Annotated in this window: 13 protein-coding genes; 5 read left to right on the forward strand and 8 right to left on the reverse strand. The window is 36.6% G+C overall.

Annotation, left to right across the window (positions count from 1 at the left end; all coding sequences use genetic code 11):
* Nucleotides 1-73: 73 nt before the first annotated feature.
* From aroG to hslU, 3 genes are all read left to right on the forward strand, one after another.
* Nucleotides 74-1,159, forward strand: coding sequence for a 3-deoxy-7-phosphoheptulonate synthase AroG (gene aroG, locus QV06_RS01325; protein WP_065233530.1), 1,086 nt, complete (start codon nucleotides 74-76; stop codon nucleotides 1,157-1,159).
* A 133-nt stretch (nucleotides 1,160-1,292) separates the two neighbouring features.
* On the forward strand, nucleotides 1,293-1,817 hold the full coding sequence (gene hslV, locus QV06_RS01330; protein ID WP_065233529.1) for an ATP-dependent protease subunit HslV: 525 nt from the start codon (nucleotides 1,293-1,295) through the stop codon (nucleotides 1,815-1,817).
* An 80-nt stretch (nucleotides 1,818-1,897) separates the two neighbouring features.
* Nucleotides 1,898-3,232: an HslU--HslV peptidase ATPase subunit gene (hslU, locus tag QV06_RS01335; RefSeq protein ID WP_065236598.1), complete on the forward strand. Its 1,335-nt coding sequence runs from the start codon at nucleotides 1,898-1,900 to the stop codon at nucleotides 3,230-3,232.
* Nucleotides 3,233-3,299: 67 nt separating this feature from the next.
* Here hslU and QV06_RS01340 read toward each other — a convergent pair whose 3' ends face one another.
* From QV06_RS01340 to QV06_RS01355, 4 genes are all read right to left on the reverse strand, one after another.
* Nucleotides 3,300-3,695, reverse strand: a complete 396-nt coding sequence (locus tag QV06_RS01340) for a cytochrome b562 (protein ID WP_167348595.1) — start codon at nucleotides 3,693-3,695, stop codon at nucleotides 3,300-3,302.
* An 88-nt stretch (nucleotides 3,696-3,783) separates the two neighbouring features.
* Entirely contained in the window at nucleotides 3,784-4,185 is a 402-nt protein-coding gene (locus QV06_RS01345) for a SufE family protein (RefSeq protein WP_065236600.1), read from the reverse strand.
* Nucleotides 4,182-5,411, reverse strand: coding sequence for an aminotransferase class V-fold PLP-dependent enzyme (locus tag QV06_RS01350; RefSeq protein ID WP_065236601.1), 1,230 nt, complete (start codon nucleotides 5,409-5,411; stop codon nucleotides 4,182-4,184). The genes QV06_RS01345 and QV06_RS01350 overlap by 4 nt, the downstream gene beginning before the upstream one ends.
* A complete protein-coding gene (locus QV06_RS01355; RefSeq protein ID WP_065236649.1) occupies nucleotides 5,402-6,094 on the reverse strand; it encodes a thermonuclease family protein in 693 nt (230 codons plus the stop codon). Before QV06_RS01355 ends, QV06_RS01350 begins: the two co-directional genes overlap by 10 nt.
* A gap of 84 nt (nucleotides 6,095-6,178) precedes the next feature.
* Here QV06_RS01355 and QV06_RS01360 point away from each other — a divergent pair, with 84 nt between their 5' ends.
* Nucleotides 6,179-6,592 (forward strand): CidA/LrgA family protein, encoded by a 414-nt coding sequence (locus tag QV06_RS01360; protein ID WP_065233524.1) that lies wholly within the window; start codon nucleotides 6,179-6,181, stop codon nucleotides 6,590-6,592.
* On the forward strand, nucleotides 6,589-7,281 hold the full coding sequence (locus QV06_RS01365; protein WP_065236602.1) for a CidB/LrgB family autolysis modulator: 693 nt from the start codon (nucleotides 6,589-6,591) through the stop codon (nucleotides 7,279-7,281). The genes QV06_RS01360 and QV06_RS01365 overlap by 4 nt, the downstream gene beginning before the upstream one ends.
* Here QV06_RS01365 and QV06_RS01370 read toward each other — a convergent pair.
* The 4 genes from QV06_RS01370 to QV06_RS01385 form a co-directional block, all read right to left on the reverse strand.
* Nucleotides 7,278-7,712 carry a GNAT family N-acetyltransferase gene (locus QV06_RS01370; protein WP_065236603.1) on the reverse strand — a complete coding sequence of 145 codons (435 nt, stop codon included), beginning with the start codon at nucleotides 7,710-7,712 and terminating at the stop codon, nucleotides 7,278-7,280. The genes QV06_RS01365 and QV06_RS01370 overlap by 4 nt on opposite strands.
* Before the next feature lie 20 nt (nucleotides 7,713-7,732).
* Nucleotides 7,733-9,199 (reverse strand): cardiolipin synthase, encoded by a 1,467-nt coding sequence (cls, locus tag QV06_RS01375; RefSeq protein WP_209435863.1) that lies wholly within the window; start codon nucleotides 9,197-9,199, stop codon nucleotides 7,733-7,735.
* Between the two features lie 69 nt (nucleotides 9,200-9,268).
* Nucleotides 9,269-10,438: an MFS transporter gene (locus QV06_RS01380; RefSeq protein ID WP_065236605.1), complete on the reverse strand. Its 1,170-nt coding sequence runs from the start codon at nucleotides 10,436-10,438 to the stop codon at nucleotides 9,269-9,271.
* A gap of 114 nt (nucleotides 10,439-10,552) precedes the next feature.
* Entirely contained in the window at nucleotides 10,553-11,572 is a 1,020-nt protein-coding gene (locus QV06_RS01385) for an extracellular solute-binding protein (RefSeq protein ID WP_245174220.1), read from the reverse strand.
* Between the last annotated feature and the right edge of the window lie 79 nt (nucleotides 11,573-11,651).

The following is an 11,651-nucleotide window of genomic DNA, read 5'->3' on the forward strand; positions in this document are numbered from 1 at the left end:
TAGTTGAAATTAAAATTGTATATGCTAGCATTTGGACTAGTTTAGTAGTACAAAAATACAAGAGAGTGAATCAATGGCAGTAATTAAAAAAGATATTCGTATTGAAAATGATGACGTTCGTATCGCAAAAGTAGAGCAGTTATTACCTCCAATCGCATTATTAGAAAAATATCCAGCAAGTAAAACCGCAGTTAAAACCGTTAAGCAAACTCGCCAAGCAGTACACAATATTTTACATCGTGAAGATGATCGCTTATTAGTGGTAATTGGACCTTGTTCAATTCATGATCCCGCTGCTGCATTAGATTATGCAAAACGATTGAAAGTATTACGTGATGAATTAAAAGATGAATTAGAAGTAGTAATGCGAGTTTACTTTGAAAAACCACGGACAACAGTTGGTTGGAAAGGATTAATCAATGATCCACACCTTGATCATACCTACGCATTAAATGACGGTCTAAGAATGGCCCGTAAATTGTTGTTAGATGTAAATGATCTTGGTGTACCTGCTGCGGGTGAGTTTTTAGATATGATTACGCCACAATATATTGCGGACTTTATGAGTTGGGGAGCTATCGGAGCCAGAACAACCGAATCGCAAGTACACCGTGAGCTTGCATCGGGTCTTTCTTGTGCCGTTGGATTTAAAAATGGGACTAATGGTGGTGTAAAAATCGCATTAGATGCAATTGGTGCAGCAGAAGCTTCTCACTATTTCTTATCGGTTACTAAATTTGGTCACTCTGCGATTGTGGCGACGAAAGGAAATCCAGATTGTCACATTATCTTACGCGGTGGCGACAAAGGTCCTAACTACTCTGAAGAAGATATTCTGAAAACAGTAAAAGATATTGAAAAGAGTGGTCGCATTCCTCATGTAATGGTGGATTTTAGCCATGCTAACAGTTCAAAACAATTCAAGAAGCAACTTGATGTGTGTAATGAAATCTGTCGCCAAATCAGTGCAGGTTCGCAACATATTTTTGGCGTGATGGTAGAGAGTAACTTAGTTGAAGGCCGTCAAGATATCATTGAAGGTAAAACATTGGTATATGGCCAAAGTGTGACAGATGCTTGTATTGGTTGGGAAGATACTGAAAAAGTGTTGTACGATTTAGCTGCAGCAGTAAAAGCAAGAAGAGCAAAATTAGCTTAATTCATTTATTTAGAAAAAAGATATCGCCTGTCAATTTGCAGGCGATATTTTTATTTGGTTTTTAACTTGAAACCGAATTGCTTGCACCCATATAGGGAAGCATTGTGTAAATTGTAGAAGAAGGAAAAAAATTATGACTACAATCGTAAGTGTTCGCCGTAATGGGCATGTTGTTGTTGGTGGAGATGGACAAGTTTCACTAGGCAATACCGTAATGAAAGGTAATGCACGCAAAGTACGTCGTTTATATGGGGATAAAGTATTAGCAGGATTTGCTGGTGGTACAGCAGATGCCTTTACCTTATTTGAATTGTTTGAACGCAAATTAGAAATGCACCAAGGCCACTTATTAAAAAGTGCAGTAGAACTGGCAAAAGAGTGGCGTACTGATCGTGCGTTACGCAAATTGGAGGCGATGTTAATTGTGGCTGATGCCAAAGAGTCGCTGATTATTACAGGATTAGGTGATGTAGTGCAGCCTGAAGCAGATCAAATTTTAGCTATTGGTTCAGGCGGTAATTATGCTATGGCAGCAGCACGAGCTTTAGTTGCTAATACCGATCTTTCTGCACGAGAGATTGTAGAAAAGTCACTAAAAATTGCGGGTGATATTTGTGTATTTACTAATACAAATTTCACTATTGAAGAGTTGCCATAATATGGCATAAGCGGACGAAACAGGGAAATAATAGGGTGTTGTCAGTCAGGCAACACATAAAATAGAAGAAGGATAAAAATATGTCTGAGATGACTCCTCGTGAAATTGTTTCTGAATTAGATAAACATATTATTGGACAATCTGATGCAAAACGTGCAGTGGCGATTGCATTGCGTAATCGTTGGCGTCGAATGCAGTTACCAGAGCCACTACGTCATGAAGTAACACCAAAAAATATTTTAATGATTGGTCCTACTGGGGTGGGTAAAACAGAAATTGCGCGCCGTTTAGCGAAATTAGCGAATGCGCCATTTATTAAAGTGGAAGCGACGAAATTCACTGAAGTTGGTTATGTCGGTAAAGAGGTGGATTCAATTATTCGTGATCTGGCTGGTGTTGCAATGAAATTAGTGCGTCAAACAGAAATTAATAAAAATCGCTATCGTGCCGAAGAAGCCGCGGAAGAACGTATTTTAGATGTGTTATTACCACCAGCGAAAGATCAATGGGGCAATGTAGAAAGTACAGATACACACAGTAATACACGCCAAATTTTCCGTAAAAAATTACGTGAAGGTCAATTAGATGATAAAGAGATTGAAATTGATGTGGCAGCAGGTGGTTCTGTTGGCGTAGAAATTATGGCTCCGCCGGGAATGGAAGAAATGACCAGCCAATTACAGTCAATGTTCCAAAATCTTTCGAGCGGGCAAACCAAAAAACGCAAAATGAAAATTAAAGATGCGTTAAAGGTTTTAATTGAAGATGAAGCTGCAAAATTAATTAATCCAGAAGAGTTAAAACAAAAAGCAATCGAAGCAGTAGAACAACACGGAATCGTATTTATTGATGAGATTGATAAAATTTGTAAACGTGGTGAAACCAGTGGACCAGATGTATCACGTGAAGGTGTACAGCGTGATTTATTACCATTAGTAGAAGGTTCAACCATTAATACTAAACATGGTATGGTAAAAACAGATCATATTTTATTTATTGCTTCTGGTGCATTCCAAGTGGCTCGCCCATCTGACTTAATTCCAGAATTACAAGGCCGTTTACCAATTCGTGTGGAATTGGGGGCATTAACTGCAAAAGATTTTGAACGTATTTTGACTGAGCCGAATGCGTCATTAACTGAGCAGTATAAGGCACTAATGCAGACAGAAGGGGTATCTGTTGAGTTTACTGATGATGCAATTGCAACGATTGCTGAAGCTGCATTCCGAGTAAATGAGAAAACAGAAAATATTGGCGCAAGACGTTTACACACAGTGTTAGAACGTTTAATGGATAAAATTTCTTTTGATGCATCTGATATGAGCAGTGAAAAAGTGGTGATTGATGAAGCTTATGTGAAATCAGCGCTTGGTGATGTTGTTGAAAATGAAGATTTAAGTCGCTTTATTTTATAATATTACTCTATGAGATAAAGGCTAAGTAGTTGATACTTAGCCTTTTTTTATACTTTTTTCTAGATGTTTACTTATATTTTTTGTGGTATTCATTACGAATAGAAAGAAGATCTTTGGCTTTTTCTTTAGCTTGTTCAAGCTCACCTTTTGCGGCTAAAGCAGAAGATTCATCAATGACTGCAATGAAATGTTGCATTCCTTGTTGATAATCTTTAAATTCAGCGCTGTCTTTGCCTTTTTTCACTAAACTTCCTGGAACAAGTTCTAGAGAGCGTTGAGCCGCAGCTTTTAATTCGCCAAGATGTTTTTGCATCATTTCTGCATTTTCAGCTTTTAATACAGGGCCAATATTTTCTTTGAAGGATTGCATTTCTTGTACAACGGTATCAGCAAAGCTGATTGAACTGAAAGCAAGTAAGCTACTAAATAATGCTGTTTTGATCAAAGATTTTGTATTCATCATCACTCCTTTGTTCATAAAAAAAGAATAGCAATGAGCTATTCTAAATAAAAAATAATTGCAAATTTTGATTTAAACTTTGCGTGAATAACTATAACAATTCAGTAACAGTTTTGCTAATGATTTTTTCAATATTTTTCAGTCCATTTAATCGAGTTTCACTTAAACGTTGATCAATTTTTAATTGTTGTAACAGTGGTGTAATTTGAAAATGTGCTAACTGTTCAGTTGTTTGTTCTGATAGTGCGGTAATTAAGATAAATAAAATCCCATTTAAAATACGCGCATCACTGTATGCAATAATGTGCCATTGTTGCTGTTGGTAGTCGATTTTAAACCATAGACGACTTTCACAGCCTTCGACCAAAGGAATTTGTTCTAGTATTTGAGTATCAGGTTTAGGGAGTTGTTTACCTAATAAAATTAATTGGCGGTAACGCTGTTCCCAATTATCACTTTTTGTAAAAAGTGCTTCGATTTCAGCAAATGTCATTCTTCCTCCAAAAGGGCTAAGGCATTATCTAATGCTTGAAAAAATCGTGTAAAGTCTTGCTGATGATTATAAGGTGCAAGAGAAAGACGTAAGGTGCCGCGTTGCTGCAGAAAGTGTAAGTAAGGCTGCGCACAATGTTGCCCAGTACGTAATGCAATTTGTTGTTCACTAAGTAAGGTAGCTAGATCACTATTATCAATTCCAGTAAAGGTAAAGCTAATAATATGGCTATGTGGATCACTAAATAATTGACAATTTGGATATTGGGCAAAACGGTGACGGAATTGTTGAGCAAGCTGTTGAGTATAAGCCATTAATTGTGAAAAATCGTATTGCTGCAACCATTGTAATACAGCACCAAATCCAATTACTGCTGCAATATTTGGTGTACCAGCCTCTAAACGATAGGGAAGTTCTTGCAAAGTTGTTTGTTGTTGCGTTACTTGTTTCACCATCTTACCGCCAAAAAAGAGTGGCGTAAGTTGCTGCAAGGCAGATTTTTTGCCAGTAAGTACCCCTAATCCGGTAGGTCCGAATAGTTTATGAGCGGAAAAAGCAAGAAAATCAACATCAAGTTGTTGTAATGAGATGGGTTGATGAAGCACAGCTTGTGCTGCATCTAATACAATCATCGCATTTGGAGAAGTTTGACGGATCAGCGGAGTAATTCGTTCAATCGGTTGTCGATATCCAGTGACATTTGAAACAAAATTAAGCGCGACTACTTTTGTACGTAATGAAAGAGCTGTCTTTAATGCTTCAAGATTAAGCTGATAATCAGGGAGTAAGGGCAACACAATAAGTTTGAATTGGTGTTGCTGAGCAAGCTGTTGCCAAATAACGAAATTAGCATGGTGTTCTGCTTCACTAATAATAATTTCATCACCAGGTTGGAAGCGGTGGAGTAAACCGTATGCAATGCTATTTAAACTATGCGTTGTACCTGAAGTCCAAATAATACAAGTTTGATCTTCTGCCTGTAATAAATCTGCTACCAGCTGACGAGCTTGCTCAAATTGTTGGGTCTGTTGCCAATCATATTGACTACGATGGACGGAACCAGCAGAACAATAAAATTGTGAAGTTGCTTCAATTAAAGCGGATGGGCGCAATGTTGTCGCTGCTGAATCAAGGTAAACAGCAGTAGGGTGTTGTTGTAAAAAAGGAAATTGCGCCCGAAAGCGATCGATATCAAAAGGCTTATACATAAAATTAACTAACGACATAGCGAGTTACAAGGAATACCATCTTTATTGCCGTCTAAATAATCGGCAGCACATTGCTTAAAGAAGCGAGTAGCTTCTTCACAAGAGGAAAAGCTTTTACAAGAACGATGTGTATTGCAGCCTATTGTTTTGATTGTACTGCTTGTTGTGCCTGGTTTTGGTAATGCGAGTACGGGTGTAGCAGGATTTTTAGCTAATGGTACAGATGGATTTCTTTCATGTTTACGCCAATTACTTGGATAAATAGGGTCTTGACCTTGCCATAAACCAAGGCGTTTTTGGCGTGCTTCATTTTCGGCTTGTAAATATTGGTTGTCGTTCATGTATTCACGATAAGCCCATGCAAGCCCTTGTTGTACCATAACTAAGTTAATATTTTTACCACTAGCATCAAATACCTGTCCTACAACACGACCATAACGATCGTATTCACTGGAGGTAATTTTTACGTTTTTCTTAAAGATAAGTTGAGATAATAATTGACGAGAACGATCACCATAAGGTTGTTTTTTTTCTGGGGCATCGACTTGAGCTAAGCGTACTCTTATCTGTTTATTATTTTGTAATAGGCAGGTAAAGGTATCGCCATCACTAATCGCAACGACTCTACATTGGATTTCACGTGCAGCAAAAGTATGACTAGTAAATAAAATAAATAACAATGCAATGATAAGTTTTTTCATATGATTAAAAATTTTTAAAAAAGTGACATTGATCACAAAATGGGAGTAGAATAGGCTCAATATTATTACACATTTCTATCGATGATGTTTTATAAAATCGTAGCTCTTTGTCGTTCACTCGCTATTTTATACGCCATGTTATATCTTGGTGAGGGCATTAATTATATTTTACCTATTGGAATCCCAGCAAGTATTTGGGGATTATTGCTTTTATTTGCGGGATTAGTCTTAAAATTAATCAAAGAAGAGTGGGTATTACCTAGTGGTGCCTTATTAATTCGTTATATGTCATTATTGTTTATTCCTTTAAGTGTTGGAATTATTGACTATTTTGACATTTTAACTAAACAAGCAATGTCATTATTGATTCCTACTATCTTCAGTACCTGCTTGACGATTGTATTTACTGCTTTATTAGCAGATTATTTTTTCTCTCTTAATTCATTTGCCAGACGCCGTAAAAAAGTGAAAAAACGCAGTATGCGAGGTGCAAAATGATCTATTTATATTGTTTGATGACAATTATTGCCTTTTCACTTGCTGTAGCAATTAACAAAAGAGTTAAATCAATTATCTTTAACTCTTTCGTGATTACTGTATGTTTATTAATTGCGATTTTATTAATTTTTCATATTCCTTATCACGATTACATTACGGGGAATAAACCATTAAATGCGTTATTAGGCCCGTCTATTGTTGCCCTTGCTTTGCCTTTATATGAACAATTAAAACAGATTAAGCAATATTGGCGTAGCATCTTATTTATTACAACAGTCTCTTCTGCCTTAGCGATGTTAAGTGGATCATTTATGGCATTCATATTGGGCGGTAATGAACAAGTGATGGCGACAGTATTTGGTAAATCTATCACCACACCACTTGCGATGGCAGTTTCATCAACCATTGGAGGGGTGCCTACGATCACAGTTGTATTAGTGATTATTGCTGGCTTAATTGGTTCTGTTTTTGGTTACAGCATTATTAAATTATTACGGATTAAGCGTAGTGAAGCAGCTGGATTAGCGATTGGTACTGCGTCGCACGCATTAGGTACAGCAGCTTGTATGGAAATTGATAAAAAAGCCGGAACATACAGCTCGATCGCGTTAGTGCTGTGTGGCGTTATTACCTCACTGATTGCACCACTATTATTTGATTTACTACTTATTATTATTAAAGTGTTTTAATTATTTTTGCACATATCAATGTGTGGAATATTGTCTTCAAGATAAACCTCTGATGTAACAATAAATCCATATTGTTGATAAAACGCTTGTAGATAGTGTTGTGCCTGAATCACAATCGGTTTATTAGGAAAGGTATTGCTAATAAAGTGAAGTATCTGATCAAGTAGCTGTTTAGCAATGCCTTGATGACGATATTCAGGTATGACTAATACCCGTCCAAAATGAACAGCTTGATGTTGCAGATAAATTCTTGCATAGGCTACTAATTTATGATTGACAGCTAGCCATAGATGTGTTGCTTCAAGATCGATGGCATCAACTTCTTGATAAGGGCATTGTTGTTCCACAACAAAAACGGCGGTTCTAGCTTGATAAATTTGAAAAAGTTCTTGAGTGGTCAACTGAGAAAATGTTTTGTAATAACACTGCATTTTTTCGCCTTTTATACTTTTTATAATAATGGACTGAAAAAGAAAAATAAGCGTTCAATAATACGTTGCCATAGCGGGCGAGTTCGCCACTGTTGGTAATCAAGTGGCATTGTCTGTTGATAGTAGCTGTGATGTAGTGCTGCAATTTCTTTAGCAAAATCTCGGTCTTCAACAATAATCATCACCTCAAAGTTAAGCATAAAGCTGCGGATATCCATATTTACGCTGCCAACTAAAGCCAAACGTTGATCAATTAAAATGCTTTTTGTATGCAGTAAGCCACCAGTAAATTGGTGAATTTTTACACCAGCAGCTAATAAATTATCAAATAAGGCGCGGCTCGCCCATTGCACCATAGTGGAATCATTTTTTTTTGGCAGAATAATATTTACTTCTACGCCTCGTTGAGCTGCAATTTTTAGTGCATCTTCAATACTTTGGCTTGGTACAAAATAAGGCGAAGTAATAGTAATAGATTTACGAGCAGCAAAAATAGCTGTGAGTAATGCTTGTGACATTAAATCATCGGGGAAACCTGGTCCCGTTGCCAGGATTTGTACTGCATGAGAGTTATCATGTTCAATTGGCAATAATGGGCATAGTGAAAATGCCAGTGATTGCTGTTGCTCAGTTTCAATTTCCCAATCCCAAGCGTGTAGATGATTGAGAATAGAAGAAACTGGACCATCCATTCTCACCATAATATCAATCCATTGTCCAACATTAGCACTCTGTTTGAATTGGCTTGGATCAACCATATTCATACTACCGGTATAAGAAATTTGATTATCAATCACAACAATTTTGCGATGTTGGCGAAGATCGATGCGTTCTAAGAACATTCGCAATGGATTAGCGTGTAATGCTTCAAAGAACTCTAGACCTTGTTGGCGTAATTGCTGGCAGTGTTCACTCTGTAAAAAATCGCGGCTACCAACAGAGTCCAGTAAAATATGAATTTTCACGCCTCGTTGGTGTGCTTGGATTAATGCTTGTTCAACGTACTCAATTAAACCGCCACTTTGCCAGATATAAAACGTCATATTGATAGAGAATTTTGCTTTCTCAATATCTTGAATAATACTTTGGATAATGGTTTCTGGCGTATTAAAGATATGCAGATCATTACCTAGGATACAAGGAATTTTCTGGCGTTGTTGGCATAAGTCAAAAAGAGGCTTATAACGTAGTGTTTCACTACTTTCGATAATGTTTTTGTATTGTTGGTATTGTTCAAACCAAGCAATATACTTTGGTCGTAGTTGATGGAAAAGTTTAGCTCGGCGAGAACCAAGTTTAATTTCGCCAAAAATAAAATAAGCGATAATCCCGATAACCGGCACAACATAAACGATCATTAACCAAGAGAGCGTAACAGAAATTGCTTGCTGTTTGGTTAATAAACGCAGGGTAATAGATACCAGGCAAACCCAAATTAATGCGGGAATAGCATATTGTAGAATTGTGGCGATATCCTCTTTAACCATAATCTTTAAAATTTATATGTGCGTTCCAACAATAAGAAAATCGGCAAAATGCCGATTTCCTGCAATAAATTAGATAATTTTATCTGTTTTTTCAACAAACCAAGCAGCAATAGCCATAATGACAACTAAAATTAATAATACCCAAGTTTGCGGTATCCAACTATGCCAGAAACCATAGCCATAGCCAAATAAAATCGGACCACAAGCTGCTAATAGATAGCCTCCGGATTGTACAATACCAGATAATCGTGCTGCATTAGTTGGAGAGGTTGTTTTAACAGATAACATAGTTAATAAATAAGGGAATAAAGCACCCCCTGCTAAACCAGTGAAGATATTAACGAGTAGCCAATAGGTAAAACTATTGTAATCAAGCAACATCATCGCAATTCCGATAAATGAAATTCCCATAAAGCCTGCAATAACGGTTTGGCGTTTTTCTTTGGACCAACGAATAAAAGCAGATGGTAAAAACATTATCAAAGGAATGGTGACCAACATATAGATACCTAATAGGTAACCAGTTGTGCTTGCTGAAAGCCCTGCTTGTTGTCCCATTGTTGGTAGCCAAGCTAACGTAGTATAGAAATAAAGAGATTGTAAACCACCAAAAATAACTAAACACCAAGTGTATTTATTTTTGAATAGGGAAGTTTGCTGAGTATGATTTTGGTGTTTTTCTAAATAGTGGTTATTTTTAACATTAGGTAACCAAATGATAAAAGCGACTAATAAGATAGCGGATAAAATCAAAATCATTGTTTGCCAATTACTCATTTCAGTAATTGGAATTGCTAATGAAGAACCAATGATGGTGGCGAAAGTCATTGCTAAAGAATAGAGTGAGGTTAGTTTTCCTAAGCGACTTGGATAATTAGCCATAATTGCACTTGGTAGCAGTACATTTAATATGGCAATGCCTAGCCCGATAATTAGCGTTCCTACAAATAAAAGTGGTAAAGAAAAGATACGTAATGTTGAACCAATCATCATTAATACCAAGACGATGGCAAAGAGTTTTTCAATACCAAAAATTTGTCCAAGGCGTGCAGCGAAAGGTGATACTAACGCAAACATTAATAGTGGCAATGTCGTTAAAATACCTAAGGAACTAATTGGAATAGAAAATTCAGTGGCAATTTCTTGTAAAATTGGTGGAATCGCCGTAAAGGGCATCCGTAAAACGACACCAATCATAATGATGCCAAGGATTAAAAAAGTCGTATTCTGTTTTTTCATTTTTTATTCTTATTTTTATTGTTGATAACTTTCAGTGAAAAATTAATTGTCTTACAAACAATACACCCTCTAAAAAGAGGGTGCATTAGATAAATGTGACAGAGAATAAATAGATTATTCAGCTGCTTTTAGTTGTTGGTAATAGTTTTCATAATATTGAATTGCATCACCAACATCGTCTTGCCAGTAGCTGTTTTTTAGCACATCCGCAGGTGGATAGATACTAGGATCTTCAGTAATCTCTTTTGGCAACATAGCTTTCGCTTTAAGGTTAGTCGTTGGATAACCAATTTCAGTTGCTAAACGAGCAGCGACTTTAGGACTTAATAAATAGTTAATTAATTTGTGTGCAGCTTCTGGGTTTTTAGAAGTTTTTGGAATTGCTAATGTATCAACCCATAATACAGGGCCTTCTTTTGGATACACGGCATTCACTGGCGCACCTTCTTTTTTCGCAATACGAACAGAACCATTCCATAATTGACCTAATTCAACTTCACCGGCAATAAATGAATTTGCTGGGTTGTCAGAAGTAAATGCCAATACGTTTGGACGTAATTTTAATAACTCTTCGTATGCTTTTTTGATGACGGCAGGATCTTTAGTATTTGGATCTTCACCAAGTTTTAATAAAGCAATATTAAATACTTCGCGAGCGTCATCTAATAATTGTACTTTTCCTTTAAATTCAGGCTTCCAAAGATCTGCCCAAGATTTAAATTGCTCTGCTTTATAGGTGTCAGTATTGAATACAATTTCAGGTGCACCTAAAAGTTGTGGAAGAGAATATTTATTACCTGGATCATAAGGCTTATTCAACATATCTGGGTCGAGATCTTTAATCACAGGCAATTTACTATGATCTAAAGGCATTAGCATTCCTTCTTTTGCCATTTTAGATACGAAGTAGTTAGATGGTGCGATAACATCATAAGTCGCACTATCACCTAAAGTTTTTAATTTAGCATACATAGTCTCATTGGATTCAAGACTAGACACGTTTACTTTAATACCAGTTTCTTTGGTGAATTCATCCAATAAACCGTCAGGTACATATTCTGTCCAAGTATAAAGATAAACGGTATCACCCTCTGCATGAGCAACCGCATGAATACCAAGAGCAAGCGTACTAATACCTAATAAAGTAGTGATTTTTTTCACAAAATTCTCCGTTATAGTTAATTAAAGCCATAGCTCGACCAAAGCCAAGCGG

The sequence above is a fragment of the Gallibacterium genomosp. 3 genome, assembly GCF_001678475.1.
Taxonomy (GTDB): Bacteria; Pseudomonadota; Gammaproteobacteria; order Enterobacterales; family Pasteurellaceae; genus Gallibacterium; species Gallibacterium faecale.